The organism is Streptomyces sp. NRRL S-87 (assembly GCF_000719335.1).
In the GTDB taxonomy this organism is placed as follows: Bacteria; Actinomycetota; Actinomycetes; order Streptomycetales; family Streptomycetaceae; genus Streptomyces.
Genome location: NZ_JOGB01000019.1, coordinates 34,654 through 59,656, shown reverse-complemented (window position 1 = coordinate 59,656; position 25,003 = coordinate 34,654). Strand labels below are relative to the sequence as shown.

Annotated in this window: 23 protein-coding genes and 1 tRNA gene; 10 read left to right on the top strand and 14 right to left on the bottom strand. The window is 74.0% G+C overall.

Features of this window, described 5'->3' with window-relative positions; genetic code table 11:
- Positions 1-31: 31 nt before the first annotated feature.
- A complete protein-coding gene (locus IF43_RS0114135; RefSeq protein WP_030199491.1) occupies positions 32-496 on the bottom strand; it encodes a GatB/YqeY domain-containing protein in 465 nt (154 codons plus the stop codon).
- A gap of 164 nt (positions 497-660) precedes the next feature.
- On the opposite strand from IF43_RS0114135, the gene IF43_RS0114130 reads away from it, so the two are divergent.
- The gene (locus IF43_RS0114130) at positions 661-1,599 is read left to right on the top strand and encodes a metallophosphoesterase (RefSeq protein WP_030199488.1); all 939 of its coding nucleotides are present in this window, start codon (positions 661-663) and stop codon (positions 1,597-1,599) included.
- A 99-nt stretch (positions 1,600-1,698) separates the two neighbouring features.
- A tRNA-Pro gene (locus tag IF43_RS0114125) sits at positions 1,699-1,772 on the top strand.
- A 222-nt stretch (positions 1,773-1,994) separates the two neighbouring features.
- Here the strand turns inward: IF43_RS0114125 and IF43_RS0114120 are convergent.
- Positions 1,995-2,993, bottom strand: a complete 999-nt coding sequence (locus tag IF43_RS0114120) for a helix-turn-helix transcriptional regulator (protein WP_030199485.1) — start codon at positions 2,991-2,993, stop codon at positions 1,995-1,997.
- A gap of 174 nt (positions 2,994-3,167) precedes the next feature.
- Here IF43_RS0114120 and IF43_RS42115 point away from each other — a divergent pair, with 174 nt between their 5' ends.
- The 4 genes from IF43_RS42115 (at position 3,168) to IF43_RS0114100 (ending at position 6,615) form a co-directional block, all read left to right on the top strand.
- Positions 3,168-3,653, top strand: coding sequence for a hypothetical protein (locus IF43_RS42115; RefSeq protein ID WP_063753332.1), 486 nt, complete (start codon positions 3,168-3,170; stop codon positions 3,651-3,653).
- 15 nt (positions 3,654-3,668) lie between these two features.
- The gene (locus IF43_RS0114110; protein WP_030199470.1) at positions 3,669-3,854 is read left to right on the top strand and encodes a hypothetical protein; all 186 of its coding nucleotides are present in this window, start codon (positions 3,669-3,671) and stop codon (positions 3,852-3,854) included.
- A 48-nt stretch (positions 3,855-3,902) separates the two neighbouring features.
- Complete coding sequence (locus IF43_RS0114105) at positions 3,903-5,696, top strand: prolyl oligopeptidase family serine peptidase (RefSeq protein WP_030199467.1); 1,794 nt, start codon at positions 3,903-3,905, stop codon at positions 5,694-5,696.
- Between the two features lie 142 nt (positions 5,697-5,838).
- Positions 5,839-6,615 carry an SURF1 family protein gene (locus tag IF43_RS0114100; protein WP_030199465.1) on the top strand — a complete coding sequence of 259 codons (777 nt, stop codon included), beginning with the start codon at positions 5,839-5,841 and terminating at the stop codon, positions 6,613-6,615.
- A gap of 28 nt (positions 6,616-6,643) precedes the next feature.
- On the opposite strand, the gene IF43_RS0114095 is transcribed toward IF43_RS0114100, so the two are convergent.
- From IF43_RS0114095 to IF43_RS0114065, 7 genes are all read right to left on the bottom strand, one after another.
- Positions 6,644-7,750, bottom strand: coding sequence for a hypothetical protein (locus IF43_RS0114095; protein ID WP_037888543.1), 1,107 nt, complete (start codon positions 7,748-7,750; stop codon positions 6,644-6,646).
- Positions 7,751-7,857: 107 nt separating this feature from the next.
- A complete protein-coding gene (locus IF43_RS0114090; RefSeq protein ID WP_107048483.1) occupies positions 7,858-8,460 on the bottom strand; it encodes a SigE family RNA polymerase sigma factor in 603 nt (200 codons plus the stop codon).
- Positions 8,461-8,727: 267 nt separating this feature from the next.
- The gene (locus IF43_RS0114085) at positions 8,728-9,807 is read right to left on the bottom strand and encodes an aspartate-semialdehyde dehydrogenase (protein WP_030199460.1); all 1,080 of its coding nucleotides are present in this window, start codon (positions 9,805-9,807) and stop codon (positions 8,728-8,730) included.
- Complete coding sequence (locus tag IF43_RS0114080) at positions 9,804-11,087, bottom strand: aspartate kinase (protein WP_030199457.1); 1,284 nt, start codon at positions 11,085-11,087, stop codon at positions 9,804-9,806. The genes IF43_RS0114085 and IF43_RS0114080 overlap by 4 nt, the downstream gene beginning before the upstream one ends.
- A gap of 145 nt (positions 11,088-11,232) precedes the next feature.
- On the bottom strand, positions 11,233-11,889 hold the full coding sequence (locus IF43_RS0114075) for a DUF5063 domain-containing protein (RefSeq protein WP_030199454.1): 657 nt from the start codon (positions 11,887-11,889) through the stop codon (positions 11,233-11,235).
- Positions 11,882-12,481 (bottom strand): recombination mediator RecR, encoded by a 600-nt coding sequence (gene recR, locus IF43_RS0114070; protein ID WP_030199449.1) that lies wholly within the window; start codon positions 12,479-12,481, stop codon positions 11,882-11,884. Before recR ends, IF43_RS0114075 begins: the two co-directional genes overlap by 8 nt.
- A 58-nt stretch (positions 12,482-12,539) precedes the next feature.
- Positions 12,540-12,884, bottom strand: coding sequence for a YbaB/EbfC family nucleoid-associated protein (locus IF43_RS0114065; protein WP_030199447.1), 345 nt, complete (start codon positions 12,882-12,884; stop codon positions 12,540-12,542).
- Between the two features lie 363 nt (positions 12,885-13,247).
- Between IF43_RS0114065 and IF43_RS0114060 the strand changes: the two genes are divergently transcribed.
- The gene (locus tag IF43_RS0114060) at positions 13,248-13,988 is read left to right on the top strand and encodes an SLATT domain-containing protein (protein WP_030199442.1); all 741 of its coding nucleotides are present in this window, start codon (positions 13,248-13,250) and stop codon (positions 13,986-13,988) included.
- A gap of 43 nt (positions 13,989-14,031) precedes the next feature.
- Here the strand turns inward: IF43_RS0114060 and IF43_RS0114055 are convergent, their stop codons facing one another.
- The 4 genes from IF43_RS0114055 to IF43_RS0114040 all read right to left on the bottom strand — a co-directional run bounded on the left by IF43_RS0114055 (position 14,032) and on the right by IF43_RS0114040 (position 19,457).
- Positions 14,032-14,682 carry a hypothetical protein gene (locus IF43_RS0114055; RefSeq protein ID WP_030199439.1) on the bottom strand — a complete coding sequence of 217 codons (651 nt, stop codon included), beginning with the start codon at positions 14,680-14,682 and terminating at the stop codon, positions 14,032-14,034.
- A 203-nt stretch (positions 14,683-14,885) separates the two neighbouring features.
- The gene (locus tag IF43_RS0114050; RefSeq protein WP_030199434.1) at positions 14,886-17,348 is read right to left on the bottom strand and encodes a dolichyl-phosphate beta-glucosyltransferase; all 2,463 of its coding nucleotides are present in this window, start codon (positions 17,346-17,348) and stop codon (positions 14,886-14,888) included.
- A complete protein-coding gene (locus IF43_RS0114045) occupies positions 17,345-18,028 on the bottom strand; it encodes a GntR family transcriptional regulator (protein WP_030199431.1) in 684 nt (227 codons plus the stop codon). The genes IF43_RS0114050 and IF43_RS0114045 overlap by 4 nt, the downstream gene beginning before the upstream one ends.
- A gap of 67 nt (positions 18,029-18,095) precedes the next feature.
- Positions 18,096-19,457 (bottom strand): aspartate aminotransferase family protein, encoded by a 1,362-nt coding sequence (locus tag IF43_RS0114040; RefSeq protein WP_030199428.1) that lies wholly within the window; start codon positions 19,455-19,457, stop codon positions 18,096-18,098.
- 393 nt (positions 19,458-19,850) lie between these two features.
- Here IF43_RS0114040 and IF43_RS0114035 point away from each other — a divergent pair, with 393 nt between their 5' ends.
- The gene (locus IF43_RS0114035; RefSeq protein WP_030199424.1) at positions 19,851-21,824 is read left to right on the top strand and encodes a serine/threonine-protein kinase; all 1,974 of its coding nucleotides are present in this window, start codon (positions 19,851-19,853) and stop codon (positions 21,822-21,824) included.
- Positions 21,825-21,918: 94 nt separating this feature from the next.
- On the opposite strand, the gene IF43_RS0114030 is transcribed toward IF43_RS0114035, so the two are convergent.
- Positions 21,919-22,371 carry a nuclear transport factor 2 family protein gene (locus IF43_RS0114030; RefSeq protein WP_234332154.1) on the bottom strand — a complete coding sequence of 151 codons (453 nt, stop codon included), beginning with the start codon at positions 22,369-22,371 and terminating at the stop codon, positions 21,919-21,921.
- Positions 22,372-22,714: 343 nt separating this feature from the next.
- Between IF43_RS0114030 and IF43_RS0114025 the strand changes: the two genes are divergently transcribed.
- A complete protein-coding gene (locus IF43_RS0114025; RefSeq protein WP_030199411.1) occupies positions 22,715-23,665 on the top strand; it encodes an alpha/beta hydrolase in 951 nt (316 codons plus the stop codon).
- A gap of 152 nt (positions 23,666-23,817) precedes the next feature.
- Complete coding sequence (locus tag IF43_RS0114020) at positions 23,818-24,996, top strand: acyltransferase (RefSeq protein ID WP_030199407.1); 1,179 nt, start codon at positions 23,818-23,820, stop codon at positions 24,994-24,996.
- The last annotated feature ends 7 nt before the right edge of the window (positions 24,997-25,003 follow it).

Below are 25,003 nucleotides of genomic sequence, written 5' to 3'. Positions count from 1 at the left end.
CGCCCCTCCCTTTCTTCCGCTCTTCTCCGGCTCAGCCGGCCAGCAGCTGCTTCACGACGGCGGCCACCCGGCCGCCCTCGGCCAGGCCCTGCACCTTCGGGTTCACGATCTTCATGACGGCGCCCATGGCCCGCGGTCCCTCGGCGCCGGCGGCCCTGGCCTCCTCGACGGCCTGGGCCACGATCGCGGTGAGCTCGTCGTCGCTGAGCTGCTTGGGCAGGTAGTCGGCCAGGACCTCGCCCTCGGCCAGCTCGCGCTCGGCCTGCTGGGGACGGCCGCCCTGGGCGAAGGCGTCGGCGGCCTCGCGGCGCTTCTTCGCCTCCTTCGCGATCACCTTGAGGACCTCGTCGTCGGAGAGCTCGCGCGCCTCCTTGCCCGCGACCTCCTCCTTCGTGATCGCGGCGAGGGTGAGGCGGAGCGTGGCCGAGCGGAGCTCGTCGCGCGCCTTGATGGCGGTCGTGAGGTCTTCCTGCAGCTTGGACTTGAGGCTGGTCATGGGTCGAGTCTGCCAGGTCGGGCCCGGTCGGCGCCTACCGGTTTCCCCCGGCCGCGCCGAGGGGCGCAGGGGGGACCGCAGGACGGGGGACGTTCGGCCGCCCCGCGGGGACGGGGGCCCGGGGACCGTCCGCCGCAGCGGGCAGGGTCTGCGACGATGTCCCCATGCGCGCGCGTTACGGACTCCCCCTGAAGGTCACCGCCGGAATCGCAGCCGCGGGGGCGGTCGGCGTGGCGTACGCCGCCGGCTTCGAGGCCAGGTCGTTCCGGCTGCGCCGGGTCACCGTCCCGGTCCTGCCGCGCGGCGTGCGCCCGATCCGGATCCTCCAGGTCTCCGACATCCACATGGTCGCCGGGCAGCGCAAGAAGCGCGCCTGGCTGCAGTCCCTGGCCGGGCTGCGCCCCGATTTCGTCGTGAACACCGGCGACAACCTCTCCGACACCGAGGGCGTGCCGGAGCTGCTCGACGCGCTCGGACCGCTGATGGAGTTCCCCGGCGTGTACGTCTTCGGCTCGAACGACTACTACGGGCCCCGGCTGCGCAACCCCGCCCGCTACCTGCTGGAGAAGGCCCAGGGCAAGCACGGCCTGAACGGCAACCCGCCGGTCGTGGGCGCCGTCCACAACCCGTGGGAGGACATCCGGGACGCCTTCGACGCGGCCGGCTGGGTGAACCTCACCAACGCGCGCGGCCGACTGAAGCTGCCCGACCTGGAGCTCGCCTTCACCGGCCTGGACGACCCCCACATCAAGCGGGACCGGTACGAGCGCGTCGCCGGCGGTCCGGAGGCGGACGCCGACTTCTCGATGGCCGTGGTGCACGCCCCGTACCTGCGCACCCTCGACGCCTTCACGGCCGACGGGTACCCGCTGGTCCTGGCCGGGCACACCCACGGCGGGCAGCTGTGCATCCCCTTCTACGGGGCGCTCGTCACCAACTGCGACCTCGACACGGACCGGGTCAAGGGCCTGTCGACCCACGAGCTCGCGGGCAACCGGTCGTACCTCCACGTCTCGGCCGGCTGCGGCACGAACCGCTTCACCCCGGTCCGCTTCGCCTGCCCGCCCGAGGCCACCCTGCTCACCCTCACGCCCGCCGCGTAGCCCCCGCCGGGGGCCCGGTGAAAACCGGATTTCGTCTCAGCGCGAGGGTCCGCTAGAGTAATCGATGTCGCCAGGGCCGAGAGGCCGCAAGGCGGCGATCGGGGTGTAGCGCAGCTTGGCAGCGCGCTTCGTTCGGGACGAAGAGGTCGTGGGTTCAAATCCCGCCACCCCGACTTCGTAAGACCAGGTCAAGGGCCTGATCCACTGAGTGGATCAGGCCCTTCCTGTATGTTCGGCGGCCCTCGGGAGGGAACGGCCCGGCGGGTCCTGGACCGGCGCCTGCGCGACCGCGCCTCCCGTCCCCCGTCCCTCCCGGGCCTCCCCCACATTCCCGGCCTACCGGCCCCGCCCCGTCGGCCGTTGCGGCGGCGCCGGGCGGGGTGGGGCCGGTGGTGCTACTCCGCGTGGGGGAGCCAGCCGCGCTGGACGGCGCGGACGCCGAACTCGAAGCGGCTGCGCGCGTTCAGGCGGTCCATCAGGTCGTTCGCGAGGCGTCGGGCGGTGCGCGGGGAGACGCCGAGCCGCTTGGCGATGGCCTCGTCCGTCAGGCCCTGGGAGAGCAGTCGGATGACCGTGTTCTCCTGGGCCGTCAGGGTGCCCTCGTCCTTCGGGGCGGTGGGGGCGCCGAGGGGGGTGGCCGCGGACCAGACCGTGTCGAAGAGGGCGCACAGCGCGGTGAGCGTGCCCTGGCCGGTCAGGACCACCGCGCCGGCGGCGCTGTCGTCGCTGCTGACGGGGATGACGGCGGTGGACCGGTCGAAGATGATCAGCCGGGTGGGCAGCTCCGGCGCGGTGCGGACCTCACCGCCGAGTTCGGTGAGCCAGGTCGCGTAGGCCACGGTGCCCTGGCTGTTGCGGACGCTGTCGAGGAAGAGGGAGCGCATCCGCACGCCGCGGTCGAGCAGCGCGAGGTCGTTCGGCTTCGAGGCCTCCAGGCTCTCGGGGCGGTGGCCGCCGCCGGGCGCGAACGTCATGAGCTCCCGGCGGACCTCGCGGGCCAGGGTCGAGATCCGGTCGCGGATCGCGTCGAGCCCCACGAGCTGTTCCACCCCGGGGCTGGCCGAGGTCGGCGAGAGGTCCGCGAACTCGGCGATGAGCTGGGTCGCGGCGGCGCGCGAGGCCTCGATGCGCTGCTGCTGGGCCGCCAGCTCGGCCTGCTGGCGGGCCATGAGGAGCTCCATGCCGATGTCCGGCGACACCGCGCGCAGCTGCCCCTGGCGCTCGTACGACGGCCGGACCAGGGCCAGTTCGCTCAGGGTGTCCAGGCTGCGCCGGACGGCGTCCTCGGGGACGCCGAGCCGGTCGGCGAGGGCCAGCACCCCCTCTTCCGGATGCGCGAGCATGGCGCGGTAGACGGCCTCTGCCGTCGCGTCGAGGCCAAGAGTGGCGAGCACAGCGGTTCCCCCCGTGTGAGCCCTGCGGTTCCTGCAAGTGTTAATGATCAAGGTCGTATGCATCGTCGCACGCGTCACGCGGCGGTACCAGCGGTGTGGACGGTTCCGGTCGGGGCCCGAAGTGTCCAGCTTGCCACTATGTGCACGCGAGCCGGGCTTGGGCACAGTGCGGGCATGTACCTCATCCATGCCGCCCTCCGCGCCCCGTCGGCGGCCGACCGACTCCCCTCCGACTGCGCCGACGCGGTCCGCGGACTGGCGCGCTCCGACAGCCCGGTGGAGCACGTGAGCGCCCACCCCGACGCCCGGCCGGACCCGGTGCTCGGGGTCTACCTGCTGGCCGGCAGCCTGGGCGAGGCGGAGGACCGTACGGCGGCGCTGTGCCGGCTCGCCCTGCGGGAGCTGCCGGCGCTGCGCGGCTGGACGGTGGGGCGGGTCGGGGCCCCGCTGGTCGCGCCGTACTACGAGCGGCTGCTGGAGACCGTCCCCGCAGGGCCGGGCCCCGCCGGCCCCGGTCCCGCCGGCCCCGGCCCCGGCCCCGGCCCCGGCTCTGGCTCCGGCCCCGGCTCTGGCTCCGGCTCCGGCTCCGGCTCCGGCTCTGCTGGACGGAATCGTCCAGGACCGTTTCCGTCCACCCGGAAGCCCTTCCGACCGTCCTGACCTGCGACGAAGCTAGTGGACACCGGAAGGGGCCAGCGACAGCGGCCCGGCCCGGACACCGGAGGAAGCGTCACCGCGGGACGTGGCTCCGGAACCGTCCAGCTCGTTCCAGCTCCCGAAAAGGACCCCGCCATGCTGCGCACCCACCTCGCCCAGGCCGCCGCGGTCTCCGCCGCCACCTCCACCACCGCCTGGGAGTAGTCCTCCGGTCGGCCCGGCCCGCCCCTGCGCAGCGGACACAATGGGCCCATGACCACCGAAGACACGACGACCATGCCGGACTGGGAGAAGCGCTTCCGCGCCCCGCGCGTCGGGCTCCCGGAGTGGGCCGAGGACGCTCCCGACCGCTGCCTCTTCGTCTCCAACGCCACGGGCACGTTCGAGCTCTACGCCTGGGACCGGGCCACCGGAGCACGGCGCCGGGCCACCGACCGTCCCAACGGCACGACCGACGGCACCCTCTCCCCCGACGGCGAGTGGATCTGGTGGTTCTCGGACACCGACGGCGACGAGTTCGGCGTCTGGCTGCGCCAGCCCTTCGGGGGCGGCCCCGACGAGCCCGCCACCCCCGGCCTCGCGCCCTCCTTCCCCGCCGGCCTGGCGATCGGCCGCGACGGCAGCGCGGTGGTGGGCCGCTCCACCGACGAGGACGGCTCGACGATCCACGTCTGGCGCCCGGACCGGGCGCCGGTGGAGATCTACCGGCACCGCGAGTCCGCGGGCGTCGGCGACCTCTCCCGCGACGGCACCCTGCTCGCCATCGAGCACACCGAGCACGGCGACGCCATGCACTCCGCACTGCGCGTGCTGCGCCTCGACGGCTCGACCGTGGCCGAGCTCGACGACACCGCGGGCGGCACCGAGGAACTCGGCCTGGAGGTGCTGGGCTTCGCCCCGGTCGCCGGCGACACCCGTCTGCTGATCGGCCACCAGCGGCGCGGCCGCTGGGAGCCGATGGTCTGGGACGTCGCCACCGGCGAGCAGACCGACCTGGTCCTCGGGCTGCCCGGCGACCTGAGCGCCGAGTGGTACCCGGACGGCTCCGCGCTGCTGATCGAGCACAGCTTCGAGGCCCGCAGCGAGCTCTGGCGCTACGAGTTCGCCGACGGCGGGCTGGCCCGCGTCGACACGCCTCGGGGCACGGTCTCGGGGGCCACGGCCCGCCCGGACGGCACCGTCGAGTACCTGTGGTCCTCGGCCGCGCAGCCGTCCTCGGTACGGTCGACGACCGGCACCGTCGTCCTGGAGGCGCCCGGCATCAAGGCGCCCGGCTCGCGACCGGTGGAGGACGCGTGGGTCGAGGGCCCGGGCGGTCGGATCCACGCGCTCGTGCAGCGCCCGGCCGACGGCGAGGGCCCGTTCCCGACCATCTTCGAGATCCACGGCGGGCCGACCTGGCACGACAGCGATGCCTTCGGGGCGGGCCCGGCGGCCTGGCTCGACCACGGGTTCGCCGTGGTCCGCGTCAACTACCGCGGGTCCACCGGCTACGGGCGGGAGTGGACCGACGCCCTCAAGCACCGGGTCGGCCTGATCGAGCTGGAGGACATCGACGCCGTACGGGAGTGGGCGGTGGCCTCGGGGCTGGCCGACCCGCGCCGGCTGGTGCTCTCGGGCGGCTCCTGGGGCGGCTACCTGACGCTGCTCGGCCTCGGCACGCGGCCGGAGGCCTGGGCGGTCGGGCTGGCGGCGGTACCGGTGGCGGACTACGTAACGGCGTACCACGACGAGATGGAGGCGCTGAAGGCGATGGACCGGACCCTGTTCGGCGGCACCCCGGAGGAGGTCCCCGACCGGTTCACGGCCTCGTCCCCGCTGACGTACGTCGACGCCGTCCGCGCTCCCGTGTACATCGCGGCGGGCGTGAACGACCCGCGCTGCCCGATCCGGCAGATCGACAACTACGTGGACCGGCTGGCCGCGCGCGGGGCGGTGCACGAGGTGTACCGCTACGACGCCGGGCACGGTTCGCTGGTCGTGGAGGAGCGGATCAAGCAGCTTCGGATGGAGATCGAGTTCGCGCTCGAGCACCTGCCGCGGTGACCGCCGCGCCGGGCCCCCGGTGACGCTCCGCCACCGGACGGTGTTTCACGTGAAACACCCGTCCGGTGACCGGTCCGCACACCGGGACCGGCGCCGGAGACCCGGCGCCGGTGATCCGGTGCACCCCCCGTACCGTGGAGGGGTGCACCGGTTTCTGCTGACCCCGCGCTGGTGGGGGATCAACCTCTTCGTCGTGCTGGCCGTCCCCTTCTGCCTGTTCATGGGTTCCTGGCAGCTCGGCCGGTTCGAGGACCGCGTCGACAGCCATCGCGAGGCCGCGTCCGCCCGGCCGGTCACCGAGCAGACGGCCGAGCCGCTGGACGCGCTGCTGCCGGTGGACAAGAAGACCTCGGGCCGGCCGGCGAGCGTCACGGGGACGTACGCCGACCAGTTCCTGGTACCGGACCGGACGCTCGACGGGCGCACCGGGTACTACGTGCTGACGCTGCTGAAGACGGACGGCGGCCGGGCGGTCCCGGTCGTACGCGGCTGGCGTCCCGGCCCCGCGCAGGGCGTCGGCCCCGCGGCTCCGGCGGGCCGGGTGACGGTGACGGGCGCGCTCCAGGCGTCGGAGACCTCCACCTCGCCGGGCGTGCACGCGGAGGGCGGCCTGCCGGCCGGGCAGCTGGGCGTGATCGCGGCGGCCTCGCTGGTGAACCTCGTGCCGTACGAGCTGTACGACGCGTGGCTGACGGTGCCGACGGCTTCGGCGGGGCTCACGCCCGTACCGGCGGTGGCGCCGGCCGACACCGGCCTGGACCTGAAGGCCTTCCAGAACCTCGGCTACACCGGGGAGTGGTTCGTCTTCGCGGCCTTCGTGCTGTTCATGTGGTTCCGGCTCTACCGCCGCGAGGTCGAGGCCCGGCGCGACGCCGAGGCGGGCCTGCTGGTCGAGCCGGCGCAGCAGCCGGTGGGCTGACCCGCGACGCCCGGTGGGCGCCGCGCGGTCACTCGAACGCGGGCGGGGCCGGGAGGATGCCGGTGCGGTAGACCGTGCCGGAGCAGGCGTTCGGGATCGTGGCCGAGGCCACCGGGGCGCCCGGCTCCGCAACGTGCGTGACCTGCACCGAGCCCGGCTCCGCGGCGGTCGTGTCCGGGCCCGCGTCCACGTCCCCGTCCGACGGCGTCGCGCCGTCCTCGAGCGGGTCGGGGTCCGTGGACCCGTCGGTGCCGCCGTCGGTCGTACCGCCCGAGGGGGAGGCGCCGGGGGTCGGGTCCGGGGTGGGGCAGGCCTGCGCCGGCACCCAGGCGAACCGCACCTCGTACCCGTCGTTGGGCCGCAGCATCAGCTGCGCGATCTCCTGGGACGGGTCCGGCAGGCCGGGGGCGGCGTCGCCCGCGGTGTGGTCGAGGACGGTGAGGGCCTTCTGGCCGGCGCCGACTGCGCTCACGGACCCGCCGCCGCCGACCACGCACTTGTTCTGCGAGACGTTCGTGATGCGGAAGGTGCCGTAGACCTTGCCGTCGGCGTCGGGCGTCCGGGCGTCCTCCACCGCGACGCCGAGCTGGTCCGCCTGGCAGGCCGGGGTCCCGGGCGGGACGGAGGCGGGACGGTTCGGGTCCACGCCGAGGCCTCCCGAGCCCTCGCCCCCGTCGCCGGAACCGCCGTCGGATCCGCCCGAGGAGCCCGGGCCGGTCCCGTGTCCCTTACCGGTGTGGTGCTTGGAGCCCTTGCCCTTGCCGTTCGACGCGCGGGTGGTGGGCCACACCGAGGGCCCGTGCACCCCGGGTCCGGTCAGGTCGGGGTCGGTCGTGCCGCTGCCGGGGCCGGTCCGGGTCTTCTCGCCGTGCCCCGCCATCGCGGAGTGGTCGACCCCCGAGTCGTCGGGGGTCTGCGCGACGCGGAAGAAGGCCGGCAGCACGGCGCCCACGAGCAGTGCGGCCGCGGCTCCGACGAGGGCCTGCCGCTTGCGGGCCCGGCGCCTGGGGACCGCGACCCGCAGCCGGTCCAGCGCGCCGTCGGCGGGCTCCAGCCCCTCCACGGCGCCTTGCAGCAGACCGCGCAGGTCCAGCTCGCTCTCGGGGCCGGGACCGGGGCTGTTGCTCGCGTTCACGGTGCCGCTCTCACTCGGGTTCGGTTCGCTGGGGTTCGGTCCGCCGGGAGTCGCTCCGCCGGGGTTCGGTTCCGGGGACGGCGGAAGGGCCGAGGGGCCGGTCCGGCTCATGACGTGGCCTCCATCGACACGCGCAGGGCCGCGATGCCGCGGGACCCGTAGGCCTTGACCGACCCCAGGGATATCCCGAGGGTCTCGGCGACCTGGGCCTCCGTCATGTCCGCGAAGTAGCGCAGCACCAGCACCTCGCGCTGGCGGCGCTGCAGGCCCTTCATGGCGCGGATCAGCGCGTCCCGCTCCAGCTGGTCGTACGCGCCCTCCTCGGCGCTGGCCATGTCGGGCATCGGCTTCGACAGGAGCTTGAGGCCGAGGATGCGCCGGCGCAGCGCCGAGCGGGACAGGTTGACCACGGTCTGTCTGAGGTAGGCCAGGGTCTTCTCGGGGTCGCGGACCCGGCTGCGTGCCGAGTGCACCCGGATGAACGCCTCCTGCACCACGTCCTCGCAGGAGGCGGTGTCGTCGAGGAGGAGGGCGGCGAGGCCGAGGAGCGAGCGGTAGTGCGCGCGGTAGGTCTCGGTGAGGTGGTCGACGGTGGTGCCGGCCGTCACGGCACCCGTGTTCGTGGTCGTCTCGGCGCTCTCACGCGGCGCCGGCACGAGGCCCGACCGGGTGGAGGGCACAGGTGCCATCACGGGCATCCCGCCGGGCATCCGGGGTCGCCTGAGCGGCGCCGCGATCGTGCTGCGTACCGGTGCGTATGCGATATCGAGGACCTCTGCCACGCCAGTTGGACACGCATTCCCCCGTCAGGGTTGTACGCATCGGGCGCCGTATTTGACGGCGGGTCGAAAACCCTCATGCGCAACCACTCTTCCCAATTGCCCCATTTATCCGGCGGCAGTCGGGCCGGCACCTTGATCAGGGATCACACAGATCCTACAAAGGAGCACAGGATCACGCCTCGGCCAGGCCGTCCTTTATGCGGACGCGCTTTCGGTGGCGAGCAGTTCCGCGATGTGGGCCGCGTTCAGAGCGGCACCCTTGCGCAGATTGTCCATGGAAACGAAGAATTCCAGCCCGTGCGGATCGTCCAGCGACCTGCGCACCCGACCCACCCAGGCCGGATCTGTACCCACCGCGTCCGCGGGCGTCGGGAACTCCCCCGCCTCGGGATCGTCGACCAGCACCACGCCCGGCGCGGCCGCGAGGATCTCGTGCGCCCGGGCCACGTCCACCTCGGCCTCGAAGACGGCCCGTACGGACAGGGAGTGGCCGGTGACGACGGGGACGCGGACGCAGGTGACGGACACCGGCAGCGCGTCGAGCCCGAGCACCTTGCGGGTCTCGGCCCGCACGGCCATCTCCTCGGACGACCAGCCGTCACCGGCCGGAGTCCCGGACCAGGGGACGATGTTGAGGGCCAGCGGTGCCGCGAACGGGCCGAGGTCGTCGCCGACGGCCCGGCGCACGTCCCCGGGCTGCTCGCCCAGGCCGTCGGTACGGGCGACCACCGCGAGCTGCCGGCGCAGCGCGGCCACCCCGGCGCGGCCGGCGGCGCTCACCGCCTGGTACGAGGACGCCGTCAGGCCCGTCAGGCCCAGTTCGGCGTGGAGGGGGCCCACCGCGGCGGCGAGGGCGAGGGTGGCACAGCCGGGCCCGGACACGATGCCGCGGGGCCGGTAGTGCACGGCGGACGGGTTGAGCTCCGGGACCACCAGGGGGACCTCGGGGTCCGCGCGGAAGGCCCCGGACTGGTCCACGACGCAGGCCCCGCGCGCGGCGGCGAGCGGCGCCCAGCGGGCGGAGACCTCGTCCGGGGTCAGGAAGACCACCACGTCGCCCGGCCCGAGCCCGTCGAAGGCGTCCTCGGTGAGCGCGAGCACCTCGGTCTCCTCGCCCCGGACGGCCAGCCTGCGGCCGGCCGATCGGGACGAGGCGATCAGGCGGATGGCGCCCCAGACGTCCGCGCGCTGGGACAGGATCTGGAGCAGGACGGAACCGACCGCTCCGGTCGCCCCGACGACGGCGAGCGCCGGGGCGGACCGGGTGGGGCTCATCGCCCGGTGCCTCCGTAGACGACGGCCTCGTCGCTGTCGGAGTCCAGGCCGAACGCGGTGTGCACCGCGCGGACGGCCTCGTTGACGTCGTCCTGGCGGGTGACGACCGAGATGCGGATCTCCGAGGTGGAGATCAGCTCGATGTTCACGCCCGCGTCGGACAGCGCGGTGAAGAAGGAGGCGGTGACGCCCGGGTTGGTCTTCATGCCCGCGCCGACGAGGGAGATCTTGCCGATCTGGTCGTCGTAGCGCAGGGACTCGAAGCCGATGGCCTCCTTGGCCTTCTCCAGGGCGTCGATGGCCTTCGAGCCCTCGGCCTTGGGGAGGGTGAAGGAGATGTCGGTCAGACCGGTGGACGCCGCCGACACGTTCTGCACGATCATGTCGATGTTGATCTCGGCGTCGGCGATCGCCTGGAAGATCGCCGCGGCCTCGCCCGGCTTGTCCGGGACGCCGACGACCGTGACCTTGGCCTCGGAGACGTCGTGGGCGACTCCGGAGATGATGGCGTGCTCCACCTGATCGTCCCCTTGCAGTTCTGCGGGCTTCTCGTTGCTGACCCAGGTGCCGCGCAGTCCGGAGAAGGACGAGCGGACGTGGATCGGGATGTTGTAGCGGCGCGCGTACTCGACGCAGCGGTGCAGCAGCACCTTGGAGCCGGAGGCGGCCAGCTCCAGCATGTCCTCGGAGGAGATCCAGTCGATCTTCCGGGCCTTCTTCACCACGCGCGGGTCGGCGGTGAACACGCCGTCCACGTCGGTGTAGATCTCGCACACCTCGGCGTCCAGCGCCGCGGCCAGGGCGACGGCCGTGGTGTCCGAGCCGCCGCGGCCGAGGGTGGTGATGTCCTTCGAGTCCGCCGACACGCCCTGGAAGCCGGCGACGATGGCGATGTTGCCCTCGTCCAGCGCGGTGCGGATGCGGCCGGGCGTGACGTCGATGATGCGGGCTTTGTTGTGGACCGAGTCGGTGATCACACCTGCCTGGCTACCGGTGAACGACTGGGCCTCGTGGCCCAGGTTTTTGATCGCCATGGCCAGCAGGGCCATGGAGATCCGCTCTCCGGCGGTCAGCAGCATGTCGAATTCACGCCCGGTCGGCATCGGAGATACCTGTTCGGCGAGTTCGATCAGCTCGTCCGTCGTGTCGCCCATCGCCGACACCACGACGACCACCTGGTGGCCGTTCTTCTTGGCGTCCACGATCCGCTTGGCGACGCGCTTGATGCCCTCGGCATCGGCTACGGAGGAGCCTCCGTACTTCTGCACGACAAGGCCCACGTGCGCTCCTCGCTCGGTCCATTACTGCGGTCCGACCGCCGTCCGCGGTCCGGACCAGTCTAACGAGGGACCGGATGGCGATCCGGGCGTGTCACATCATGAGATGCGATCTTCACCACGTGGACCTCGGGGGCTCCGGGCGCGTTCAGCGGCCCTTCACCCCGAGCGGACCGGCGATCTCGTCGGCCATGACGCGGCCGGCCTGCTCCACGAGGTCGTCCTCGGCCAGGTCCTCGTCGGTGTCCAGTCCGTGCAGGTCCTCCAGCGGCTGGTCCAGCCGTACGTGCGCCACGACCGACTGCAGCGCGCGCAGCGCGGCCGACGCCGTCGGTCCCCAGTTGGTGAAGTACGAGAACTGCCACCACCACAGCGCCTCGGTGACCCGGCCCGCCCGGTAGTGGGCCAGCCCGTGCCGCAGGTCGCTGACGATGTCCGCCATGTCGTCGGACAGCCGGTGCGCGACCGGCGCCTTGCGCGGCTCGTACGGGTCGAAGACCTCGGAGTAGACGTCCACCGGGTCCAGCAGCACCGCGTACCGCTCGCGCAGGTCGTCCACGTCGACCTCGGGTCCGAGGTCCGGCTCGTACCGCTCGTCGGGCAGGACGTCCTCGTGCGCACCCAGCCGCCCGCCGGCCAGCAGCAGCTGGGAGACCTCCAACAGCAGGAAGGGCACCGCGCTGTCGGGATCCTCGCCCTTGGCCACCTCGGTGACCGCGACGATGAAGGACTCGACGGAATCGGCGATCTGGACGGCGAAGTCGCCCGGATCCTGGCCCACGGCGTGCAGGGTTGCGTCAGACATCGAGTAGTCGCCTTCCTTCAAAGGCCCGCCCGAGCGTGACCTCGTCCGCGTACTCCAGATCTCCCCCGACGGGGAGTCCGCTGGCCAGGCGGGTGACCTTGAGGCCCATGGGCTTGATCATCCGGGCGAGGTAGGTGGCGGTGGCCTCGCCCTCCAGGTTCGGGTCCGTGGCCAGGATCAGCTCCGTGACCGTGCCGTCGGCCAGCCGCGCGAGGAGCTCGCGGATGCGCAGGTCGTCCGGGCCGACGCCCTCGATGGGGCTGATGGCCCCGCCGAGGACGTGGTACCTGCCCCGGAACTCACGGGTCCGCTCGATGGCGACCACGTCCTTGGGCTCCTCCACCACGCAGATCACCGACAGGTCCCGGCGCGGGTCGCGGCAGATGCCGCACTGCTCCTCCTGCGCGACGTTCCCGCACACCGCGCAGAAGCGGACCTTCTCCTTGACCTCCAGCAGCGCGTGCGCGAGCCGGCGCACGTCCGCGGGCTCGGCCTGCAGCACGTGGAAGGCGATCCGCTGGGCGCTCTTGGGCCCGACACCGGGCAGCCTGCCCAGTTCGTCGATCAGGTCCTGGACCACGCCTTCGTACAACGGACTCTGCCTTCTTCCTGTGCTGCTTCAGGGGTACGTACGGTAGTGCCGGAAAGGGTCAGAAAGGCAGACCCGGGATGCCCGAGCCGCCGCCGAGGCCCTGGGCCAGCGGCCCGAGCTTCTCCTGCTGCAGCGCCTGGGCGTTCTCGTTCGCCGCCTGCACCGCCGCGACGACCAGGTCGGCCAGGGTCTCGGTGTCCTCCGGGTCCACCGCCTTGGGGTCGATCACGAGGGCCCGCAGCTCGCCGGAGCCCGTCACCGTGGCGGTGACGAGGCCGCCGCCGGCCTGACCCTCGACCTCGGTGGCGGCCAGCGCCTCCTGGGCCTTGGCGAGGTCCTGCTGCATCTTCTGGGCCTGCTTGAGCAGCTGCTGCATGTTGGGCTGCCCACCACCGGGAATCACGGTCACTCGCTCCTGTCTCTTGCGGTCAAACCGAGCCTACGTGCTCCCCGCGCGGCGCGCCCTACGCCGTGAGGACCAACTCTTTCGAGTGAAGGTCGGGCCGTCCCCGTGCCCGATCGACACCTCCTTGCGGGCGGAATTACCGTGATTCGTTGCCCATACCCCGCCGTTCGACGGTAGGAAGGGCTGTCGCATCATTGCGGTCACGGCCGATCGTTGCGTTCGGACCGTCCCGCGACCGTCCAGGCTCGGTCACGCGCACCACGCTCCACGCGAGGCGTGCGCCGCCGTGCCGGCACGCGCTTGCGCGCACCGCGGTCACGCGCACCACCATCACGTCAGCGCAGGCAGAGGGAGTGCCGGGTGAGCCAGCCGGAAATGCAGCCCGAGGGGCCGCCCCGGGACCCGCGGGAGGAGGGCGGCCCGAAGCCTCAGGACCTCACCGGCCGCCCGTTCCCGCTGGGCGACTGGGGCGAGCCCGCGGAGCGCCTGGACGAGCTCTACCGGTGGGTCGAGGCCGATGCCCTGCGCACCGCCGAGTGGTACCTGTCGGACCGCGCCTGGAAGCGGCGCGGGGCCCGGGTGCTGCGCGGGGCGGCCGCGGCGGGCGCGGTGACGGGGGCGATGCTGCCGCTGACGGAGCTGACCGGGCTGCTGGCCGACGGGGCCTCGTACGGCTACCTCGCGCTGCTGCTGGCCGCGGCGGCACTGGCCTGCGACCGGTTCTTCGGCCTCACCTCCGGGTGGATGCGGGACGTGGCCACCGCGCAGGCGGTGCAGCGGCGCCTGCAGACGCTCCAGTTCGACTGGGCCTCGGAGAACGTGCGCGAGGTCCTCGGACCGACGGAGGGCACGGCGAGCGAGGCGGCGGAGCGCTGCCTGACCGTGCTGCGGCGGTTCTCCGAGGACGTGACGGAGCTGGTGCGCTCCGAGACGGCGGACTGGATGGTGGAGTTCCGCTCGGGGCCGGCTCCGCTGGTGACGCAGTCGCTCAGCGCGGTCTCCGCACGGCCGGAGGGCGGCCCGCAGCCGGCCCGCTTCCCGCTGCCGCCGGGGACCCGGCCGAACATGCCGCGCCAGCGCCCGCCGGAGCAGCCCCGCTGACGGCCGGGGCGGGCGCGGCACGCACCACCCCGGCCGCATCCGCTCAGCTGAAGATGATCATCGAGCCCTGGCCCAGGCTCCTGGTGGCGGCCGCGTGCAGGCCCAGCCACACGTGCCGCTCCCGCGCGAACGGGCTCTCGTCGTACGGAATGGGCCCCGCGGGCTCCTCGAGGGACGTGGGGCGGCCAGGGGGCGCGGGCGGCGCCGGCGGGTTGGCCGGGTCGATGCCGATGGCCGGCGCCACGAACTGCAGCTCGCGCAGCAGACCGTGCGCGGAGCCCAGCGGGCCGCCGCCCGCGAGCAGCTCCTCGTTCGCCAGCGGCACCGGGAAGTCCACCGGCACGTACGCGCCGGCGTGGTCGTAGTGCCAGACCAGGTGCGACTGCTGCGCGGTGGTCTCGAACATCTCCAGCAGCTGCTCGTAGTCGCCGCCCAGCTCGTCCACCGGCGTCACCGGCAGTCCGCAGACCTGCAGCAGGTACGCCCGGCGCAGGAAGTGCAGGGCGTCGTAGTCGAAGCCGGCGACGGGGGCCACGTCCCCGGACAGTCCGGGCATGTACGCGAACACGGGCACCGGTGGCAGGCCGGCCTCGCCCAGCGCCTTGTCGTAGGCGGCGATCTCTTCCGCGAAGGGGTTGTCGGGGCTGTGGCACAGCACGTCGACAAGGGGGACCAACCACAGGTCACAGGCCACACGGGCTCCCATCTTTCGTCCGCCGGTCGCCTCAGGGTAGTGCGCCGGGCACCCTGCGCGAAGGGGTCGGTGGAGACCGGAACCGGCCCCGGTGCCGGTCCGCGCGGTGCCGCCCCGCGGGCGGGTGGCCCGTACGGAGGACCGGGCAGGCCGGTCCTTCCCGGGACCGCGGGTGCAGGTGGGCCGTCCCTTCCGGAGACGACCTAGCGGAACGGACCCCTCCAGATCCACACGTCCGTGACCCGCTCCGGCGGCCGGCCGACCAGCTTGGTGACCGTGTCGCGCAGCACCTGCGCGCGCTCCTGGTCCTGCGGCAGCACCAGCAGGCCCGCCTCCCACCAGCGCAGGTCCCGCCGGGCCTGGTCCCGCCACTCCTTGCCGATCGTCGGGGGCTCCTTGCCGCCCCGGACGTCGGAGAGGAGGTTCGAGGTCCAACGCGGCGTGGCGCCGTAGATGCCCGTGCGCTCGGGGCCCCACGGGCCGTTGAAGTACCCGCCGGGCATCTTGAAGCCCAGGCCCGCCTCGACCTGCCAGTGCAGCGCGTCCGCGGCGCCGGGGTCCGGCACCGGGATCGGGACCAGGGTGCGGTCCGCCGGGAGGTACCGGCGCCAGGTGCCGTCGGCGATGAACTGCGGCACGGGCGCCCGGTCGCGCACGGGGAAGGGCGTGGGCACGATCGGCAGCAGCGCGGCGGCCACCACGAGCAGCGCGAGGGTGCGCTCCCGCGGCACCGGGAAGGTCCGGATCCGGTCCGCCCCGACGGCGACGAGCATCGCGAGCGGTGCGGCGCAGACCATGCCCACGCGGCCCTCGATGACGGACTCGAACAGCGGCTGGTGGGCGAGCAGCCGCCAGGGCCCCGGCACCACGAGGTCCGTGCCGGGGATGCCGATGCGCTGCCCCAGCGAGAGCCAGGCGGCCACGGCGGCGGTGGCGGTCAGGGCCTTCACGGCCGGGCGCCGCCACTGCCGGAAGGCGATGCCGGCGCAGAGCGCGAGGAGCGGCCAGCCGTAGAAGGCGTTCTGCTCGGTGCGGTTCAGGGCCAGCTTGTCGGCCTGCGCCTCGTCGCCGAAGAGCGAGCGCTGGGCGTACTCGACGAAGGCGCGCGGGCTGTTGCCGGCCGCGTCGCCGTGCAGCACCGAGTGGTAGCTCTGCGGGCCGAAGAACTGCCACCACAGGGGGAACGCGACGATCGGCACCGCGACCAGCGCGGCGATGCCCAGGCCCTTCGCCAGGGGCCGCACGGCGGCGCGGGCGGCGGCCGGGGCGACGACGGCGTACGAGACCGCGAAGAGCAGCATGCCGACGGCGGCCAGGAGGAACGGTTCCTCCCCCAGGAAGACCTGGTACGCCGAGAACAGCCCCAGCAGCACCCCGTCCCGCACCGGACGGCGGGCGTGGCCGGGGGCGCACAGCCGCAGCGCGCGGTCCACGATCAGCGGGATCATGAACAGCACGCAGAAGTTCGGGTGGGCGTTGGCGTGCGAGACCATCGGCGGCGCGAAGGCCGCCAGGGCACCGCCGAGGGCGGCCGGCCACCGGCTGCCGACGAGCCAGCGGCGGATCAGCCAGAACCAGGCCAGGGCCGTACCCGCCAGTCCCAGGGTCAGCACCAGCGCCCAGGTCACGGCGGGGCCGAGGGCGAGGTTGACCGGGGTGAGCGGCACGGACAGGCCGAGCATCACCGTGTTCGCCATCAGGTTGACCCCGTCGGGCATGCCCTGGAGGTCGCTGAAGAGCGGATTGCGCAGGTGGGAGACGTTGTCCGCCGTGACGGCGAAGAACCACTCCCACTGGTTCTGGTCCTGGCCGGCGTCGGCGAGGTAGCTCGTGCCGAGGTCCGCCCACAGCCCCTTGTAGAGCAGCAGCGAGCCGAGCAGGTACAGCCCCGCCACGGCCAGCGCGCCCGCCTTGAGGCGGGCCAGCTCGCCGAGGACCTTCAGGTAGTCGCCGGGGCGGACCTTGGAGCCCTCCTGGTGCGACCAGCGCACCGGCACCTCGGCCACGGGCCAGCCCTGGCGCCGGAAGTACTGGAGGATCTCGACGTCGATGCCCCAGCCGTCCAGGCGCGAGGCGGCGAACGCGGCCCGGGCCCGGTCGCCGTCGAGGAGCTTGAAGCCGCACTGGGTGTCGCGGATGCCGGGCACGGCGACCGCTCGTATCAGGCGGTTGCCGGCCCGTCCGAGCAGTTCGCGCAGCCGGCTCTGGTGGTGCTCGATGCGGGAGTCGGGGTGGGCGCGCGAGCCGATCGCGGCGGCGACGTGCGGCTCGGTGAGGGCCTTCTCGAGGTGGCCGAGCTCCTCGATGGGAGTGGCCAGGTCGGCATCGGTCAGCAGGACGCGGCGGCCGCCCGAGGCCAGCACCCCGCGGCGCAGCGCGTCGCCCTTGCCCTTGTTGCGCTCGGCGGAGACCAGGCGGATGCGCGGCTCGGCAGCCGCGGCGGCGGCCACCAGCTCGGCGGTGCGGTCGGTGGAGCCGTCGTCGGCGACGATCAGCTCCCAGGCCCCGGCGCGGGTTCCGACATGGGCGTCGAGGTACGCGCGCAGGGCCTCCAGGCTGGGGCCGATGCGGTCTTCCTCGTTGTACGCGGGGACGACCACGCTGAGGTCGACGGCGCCGAGCCAGGGGGCGGGGGTCGCGGGCGCGGGCCGGGCGTCGGCGCTCACGAGTCCGCCGCCGTTTCCAGTCCGGCGGCCCAGTCGAGACCGTGCTGGTTGTAGTCGTGCACGAGGTGCCGGACCTCCTCCGCGTCCCCGCGGGTCACGGCGTCGACCAGCTCGCCGTGCCGGCACCACAGGTCCTGGCGGGCCCTGGCGTCGCGCAGCAGGTGCGGGACGGCGAAGACCCAGCACTGGACCCGGATCCGGTGCAGGAACTCCGTGATGTACGTGTTGCCGACCAGCCCGCTCAGCTCCCGCCAGAAGCGCAGGTCGTACCCGATCAGCACCTCCAGCGACCCGCTGGCGGCGGCCCGGCGGGCCTCGTCGGCCCGGCGCCGCACCGACACCAGGGCCTGGCTCGACCCCGGGCCGGAGCCGCGCTCGGCGAGGCGGCGGAAGATGCCGTCCACGATCAGTGTGCGGGCCTCGACCATGCCGCGGAAGTCCGCGAGCGTGATCACCCGTACGCGGAACCCGCGGTGCTGCACGGATTCGAGCAGCCCCTGGGCGGAGAGGTCGACCAGGGCCTCGCGCACGGGGGTCGCGGACACCTCGTACTGCTCGGCGATCTGCTTGACCGTGAACTCGGTGCCGGGGGGCAGGCGCCCCGCGAGCACCTCGTCCCGCAGCGCGTCCGCGATCTGCTGGCGAAGTGTGTTGCGGGTGACAGCTCCGCTGCCGGCCATGGGGTCCGTCTCCTTTGTAAGGCTTCGGACACCTTAGGCCAGGGCAGCGGAGCGCGGCACCGGGTGATCAGCCCGAGGTGGTGTGCCGGTCGGCGACCGTCAGGGCCTCGTCGAGCAGCGCCAGACCCTCCTTCGCCTCCGCGTCGGTGATGTTGCAGGCGGGGACGACGTGGGTGCGGTTCATGTTCACGAAGGGCCACAGGCCCGACTTCCTGCAGGCCGCCGTGAACTCGGCCATCGGCGCGTTGTCCGCGCCCGCCGCGTTGTACGGGACCAGCGGCTCGCGGGTCTCCCGGTCCTTGACCAGCTCCAGCGCCCAGAAGGCGCCGAGTCCGCGCACCTCGCCCACCGACGGGTGGCGCTCGGCCAGTTCGCGCAGGCCGGGGCCGATGACGTCCTCGCCGAGCCGGGCCGCGTTCTCGACGACGCCCTCCTCCGCCATGGTGTTGATCGTCGCGACGGCCGCGCCGCAGGCCAGCGGGTGCCCGGAGTACGTCAGACCGCCCGGGTAGGCCCGGGTCGCGAAGGTCTCGGCGATGGCCGCCGAGATGGCGACGCCGCCCAGCGGGACGTAGCCGGAATTGACGCCCTTGGCGAAGGTGAGCAGGTCCGGGGTGACGTCCCAGTGCTCGGCGGCGAACCACTTGCCGGTGCGGCCGAAGCCCGCCATGACCTCGTCGAGGACGAAGACGATGCCGTAGCGGTCGCAGATCTCGCGCACGCCCGCGAGGTAGCCGGCCGGCGGGACCATGATGCCGGCGGTGCCGGGCACGGTCTCCAGGATGATCGCGGCGATCGACGCTGGGCCCTCGAAGGCGACCAGGTCCTCGAGGTGGCGCAGGGCGCGCTCGCACTCCTCCGCCTCGGTGGTGGCGTGGAACGGCGACCGGTACAGGAACGGTCCCCAGAAGTGCACCACGCCGGCCGAGCCCGTGTCGGAGGCCCAGCGGCGCGGGTCGCCGGTCAGGTTGATCGCGGTGGCGGTGGCGCCGTGGTACGAGCGGTAGGTGCTCAGCACCTTGTGGCGGCCGGTGTGCAGGCGCGCCATGCGGACCGCGTTCTCCACGGCCTCGGCGCCGCCGTTGGTGAAGAAGATCTTGTCGAGGTCGCCGGGGGTGCGCTCGGCGATCAGCCGGGCGGCTTCGGAGCGGGACTCGACGGCGAAGCCGGGGGCCAGGGTGCAGAGCTTCGCGGCCTGCTCCTGGATGGCGGCGACGACCTTGGGGTGCTGGTGGCCGATGTTGGTGTTGACCAGCTGGGAGGCGAAGTCGAGGTAGCGGTTGCCGTCGTAGTCCCAGAAGTACGACCCTTCGGCGCCGGCCACGGCAAGCGGGTCGATCAGGGCCTGGGCGGACCAGGAGTGGAAGACGTGCGCGCGGTCGGCGGCCTTGACGGCCGCGCCGGTCTGCGGGTCGGGCTGAGGGGTCATGTCCTGCAGGCTAAAAGTGCACAGGTGGGACGCGGTATCGGCGTCCTGTCGGCCGGGAGGCGGGCCGCCTCGGCAGTGTGTCTGCCGGGGCGGCCCCCGGTTTCCGGACCCCCGTGTCCGCAGTCCGTGCGGCGGCGGTGCCGGCCCGGGGCCGGCCGCGGGCGGCGGGCCGCCCGCGCTCGGCGCGGCCGCGGAACGGTCCACGCCGTCCACGCGGTCCACGCCGCGTAGCGGAGTCGTGACAGCGGCGGCGGGGCCGGGCGCAACTGGACGGCCCGTGCCGCGCGTCCTCCCTACCGCGTCATCCGTACTGCCCGGGCAGCTGCGGCCGGACGGGGTCCGGAGTACCGTCGGCCCGGTCGGCACGTCCTCAGGGGGAAGGACCGCACGGCCATGGACCAGCTCGCTTTCGGGGACCCGCAACAGATCGGCGGCCACCGGCTGCTGGCCCGGCTCGGCGAGGGCGGCATGGGCCGGGTCTACCTGGCCCGGTCGCCGCGCGGCCGCACCGTCGCCGTGAAGCTCGTCCACCAGGAGCTCGCCCGGCGGCCGGAGTTCCGCGAGCGGTTCCGCCAGGAGGTCGCGGCCGCGCGGCGGGTGGGCGGCCGGTGGACCGCCCCCGTGCTCGACGCGGACACCGAGGCACCGGTGCCGTGGCTGGCCACCGGGTACGTCGCCGGGCCCAGCCTGCGCGCGGTGGTCGACCGCGACCACGGCCCCCTGCCGGAACGGTCGGCGCGCATCCTGGCGGCCGGGCTGGCCCACGCCCTCCAGGACATCCACGCCGCGGGGCTGATCCACCGCGACCTGAAGCCCTCGAACGTGCTCGTGACCATCGACGGGCCCCGGGTCATCGACTTCGGCATCGCCCGCGCACTGACCGGGGACGCCACCTCCGACGCGGGGCTGACCAGGACCGGGGAGATCGTGGGTTCGCCCGGGTTCATGGCCCCGGAGCAGGTGCGGGGCGAGCCCGTGACGCCCGCCTGCGACGTCTTCTGCCTCGGGTCCGTGCTCGCCTACGCGGTGTCCGGGGCGCTGCCCTTCGGGGAGGCCACGGGCGGCCCCGGCGGGCTGGCCGCGCTGCTGCTGCGGATCGCGGAGCGGGAGCCCGACCTGGGCGGCGTACCGGAGTCGCTGCGGGGACTGGTGCGCGACTGCCTGCACAAGGACCCGGCGGCACGGCCGAGCCCGGCCGACGTCCTGGCGCGGGTCGGGGCCGGGGACACGGTGGCCGACGGGCGGGCGCTGGAGCCGTGGCTGCCGGGGGCGCTGGTGGCCCAGCTGGGGCGGCACGCGGTCCGGCTGCTGGAGCGGGAGGACGCGGTGCCCGTACGGGAGGACACGGTGCCCGTGGCGGAGGCCCGGGCGCCGTACCCGTCCGCCCCGCAGCCGCCGGCTCCGCACGCGCCGGCTTCGCTACCGCCGGCTCCGCAGCCGCCGGCTCCGCGGACGCCGGCCCCGCGGACGCCGGCCCCGCCGTACGGACCGACCGCTGCGGCGGGGTCGGGGGGCTGGGCGAGCGGTGCGGGCGGGGCGGGGGCCGGCGCAGTGTCCTCGTCGGGGATGGCCCCCGGGGCACCCTCGGGGGCGGCCTCGGGGACCGGCGCGGGGCGCTTCGGCCCGGCGGGCGCGGGTCCGGGGGCTTACGGGGGCTACGGGGCGTACGGGGGAGCCGGGGCGTACGGGGGAGCCGGGGCGTACGGGGGAGCCGGGGCGTACGGGGGAGCCGGGGCGTACGGGGGCTTCGGTGTCCCGCCCGCGGGGCCGCCGACCGCGGGGTCCGCTTCCCGGCGGACCGGCTCGACGCTGTTCCTGGTGGCGGTGGCCCTCGTGGTCGCGGTCCTTGCGGGCGGCACGGTGTACGGGTTCGTGAGCGGCAGATGGCACGGGCACGGTGACTCCGCCGCGCCGGGCCCGCTCCGGCGTACGGGATCCCCGTCGGGTGGTACGACGCCCACGGGCGACCCGTCGTCGCCGGACGGGACCGCCGGCGCGGCCTCGGGGACCGGCGGGACGGCCGGCAGCACCACCGGAGCCGCCCCCGACGCCGGGATTCCGGCGTCCTACCTCGGCAGTTGGCGCTCCGCCGCCGGAACCTGGCGGCTCACGCTGCGCGCGGGCGGCGTCGGGGCGCCGGTGATGACTCTGACCAAGACCGACCCCGCGTACACGTGCACCTGGACCGCGCCCCTGCGCTCGGCTGGACCGCCGGTCGAGCTCGACCCGTCGACCGTGACCGTCGGTGACCCCGTGACCTGCGGGCCCGGTCCGTGGAGCCGGCTGACGCTGCGGGCGGACGGGAGCCTGGAGCGGGAGTTGGTCGGCAGCGGGAAGGCACCGCTGGTCTACACGAGGGAGCCCTAGCGGGACAGGTGGCAGGTGGGGTGGTCCGGGTGGGCCGGTCCAGGCGGGACGGTCCAGGCGGGGCGGTCCAGGCGGGGCGGTCCAGGCGGGGCGGTCAGGCCGCCCGTTCGCCTCCGACGGGTCGGCCGCCGTCCCGGTCCCCGGCCGCGGTGCCCTCCTGCGGCAGGTCCAACCGCTCCACGTACCCGGCGCGCCACGGGGCCGCGGGGTCCTGCCCCGGGCTGGTCCAGTACTCGCGACCGGCGACGATCTCGCCGCCGCGGACCGTCCACAGCGAGACGCCCCGGTAGACGACGTGGTCCTGGGGGACCTCGACCTCCGAGACCACCGCCTCGCCCTGCGCGACGATGCGCAGCACGCGGACCGCCCAGTCGTCGACCACACGGCTGTCGAGGTGCTCCCTGTTCACGGCCACGAAGTTGGCCCGCCCGACGATCCGCTCCCCGCTCACCGGCCATTCGATGACCGCGTCCTGCGCGATCAGCTCGGCGACCCGCGCCCAGTCCTGCGCCCCGATCCGTTCCCACAGCTCCTGTATGACGCTCAACGGCTCCATGAGCGGCAGCATGCACAAGCGTGTTCGGGCACAACAGGCTTTGTCTGCACGCTTATTGACATCGACACAATCGGCGGGGGTCGAGTCGCCGCCTACCCGCCGCTCGCGCGCACGAACCGGATGCCGGCCGGGCCGATCGCGGACGAACGCGGACGAACGCGGACGAACGCGGACGAACGCGGCGAGGGTGCGTGTCGCCCTGTCACCCATGTCATACCTGAGAGCTACGCGGAAAGGCGGCTCCGCAGTGTGACGCGAACGAGCCGGGGAGGTTCGTAACTTCGGATTCCACGGGGCGCGTTGGGCGGCCCGGGCCCGGATCCGGAGGACTGCCATGACGCCCCGCCCCGTTCGACTCGGCCGCCTGCGCCGGGCGTTGCTGGCCGCACTCGTCGCGGGCGCCGTCGCCGTTCCCGTGTCCGCGGCCGCACTGCCCAGCGCTCCCGCTCCCGCCCCCGTGCGGTTCGCCGACGGGACGCCGCCCGCGGCGCGCTACGCGGCGAACCGGGCCGATGTCATCACGGCGGCGCGGATGGCCGAGGTGGACGGACGCGGCAGCCGGGCCGCGAAGCTCCTCGAGCTCGCCGGCGGGAACCTTCTCTCCTTCGACGGGCGCGGCGAGGGGCGGGTCGTCGAGGTGTTCGGAGACCTGTCCCGCGCCGAGCGGGTCGCGGTGCTGGTGCCGGGCTCCGACACCACGCTGGACACCTACGGACGCTTCCGGGCGGGCGCGCGCGCACTGTCCGAGCGGCTGCGGGCCCAGGGGCAGGAGCGGGTAGCGGTGGTGGCCTGGTTGGGGTACGAGACCCCGGGGACCGTCAGCCCGAGCGTGCTCACCAGCGGACGGGCGGACGACGCGGCCGGCGCTCTGGAGCCGTTCCTCGACGAGCTCGGGCGGCTCACGCCGCACGGCACCGGTGTGGCGCTGCTGTGCCATTCGTACGGCTCGGTGGTCTGCGCGCGGACGGCGACGCCGCCATCGGTCACCGACGTGGTGCTGTTCGGGAGCCCGGGCACGGGCGCCGACCGGGCCGCTCAGCTGCCCACCTCGGCCCGCGTCTGGGCCGGGCGGGGCGCCGACGACTGGATCGCGAACGTGCCGCACCTCCGCCTCGAACTGCCGGGCACGACGGTGGGGTTCGGGACCGATCCGGTGGACCCGGCTTTCGGGGCGCGGGTTTTCCCGGCCGGCCCGGGCGGCCACAGCGACTACCTCAAGCCCGGCAGCTTCGCGTTGGACCAGCTCACCCACATAGCCGCGGGCTCCTCCCCGGCCCTCGACTGACCGACCTGGTCGACGCCACCCGACCCGACGGCCCGTCCGTCCATCCCCACCCGTCCACCTCCCGTCCCCCCGTCCGTCCATCCCCACCCGTCCACCCCCCGTCCCCGTCCACCCACCGGCCCATCCACCCATCCACCCATCCGGAGGCTCCCATGCGCTCGCTGCACGACCTCGTACACCGGATAGACGCCGTCACGCCCGTCGACCGCGACCGGTCGGTCGACGCGCTGCGGGCCCTCGCCATCCTCGGCGTGGTGCTCGGGCACTGGCTGGTGACGGCGTTGACCACCGCCGACGGCGCGCTGCGCGGCACCAGTCCGCTGGCGCACATGCCGTGGCTGGCCCCGGTGTCCTGGGTGTTCCAGACCCTGGCCGTGTTCTTCATGGTCGGCGGGCACGTGGCCGCCAAGGGGTACGCATCGGCGCGGGCCCGCGGGGTGTCGTACGGGGCATGGGCCGGGAGCCGGCTCCGCCGGCTGTTCCGGCCGGTGGCCGCCGTGCTCGTCGTGTGGACGGTGGCGGCCGGCTCGATGCTGGCGGCCGGCGTGGACCGGGACACCCTGCACACGCTCCTCCAACTGGTGCTCTCTCCGCTGTGGTTCCTGCTGGTCTTCGCCGCTCTGACCGCCGCCACCCCACTGGTGGCCCGGTTCGGTCCGGCGTGGCCCCTGGTCGCGGTCGTGGCGGTGGACCTCGGCCGGTTCGCGCTCGGCGGACCCGCCTGGCTGGGGTGGATCAACGTGGCGGCGGGTTGGCTGGTGCCCTACTGCCTGGGAGCCGCCTGGGCGCGCGGGGCGTTCGTCCGGCGGCGGTCGGCCGCGCTGCTGCTGGCCGGCGGGGCCGCGACGACCACCGCGCTGGTCGTGTGGGGCGGCTACCCGGCCGCCATGGTGGGCGTCCCGGGGGCGGAGGTCTCCAACCTCAACCCGCCCACGCTGGCTGCGGTCTGCTTCGGACTGGCCCAGTGCGGCCTGGCTCTGCTGGTGCGCGAGCCGCTGGCCCGGCTGATGCGCCGGCCCGCGGCCTGGGCGGGGGTGGCGCTGCTGAACCTGTCCGCGATGACGGTGTTCCTGTGGCACCAGACCGCGATGATGGCCGTCACCGCGACCGGGCTGCTGTTCGGCACCCGGCTGCCGGGACTGCACACGGTGCCCGACGCCCCGGGGTGGATACCCGCCCGCCTGGCCTGGCTGCCGGTGTTCGTGCTGGCGCTGCTCGTGTGCTGGACCGCGTTCCGTACGTACGAGCAGGGGGGTCGGCGTCGCAGCCGCGGGGGCTCCGTGATCGTCCGCGGGAACCGCGCGGCCGTCCGGGAGGACAGCCATGCATAGGCTGGGC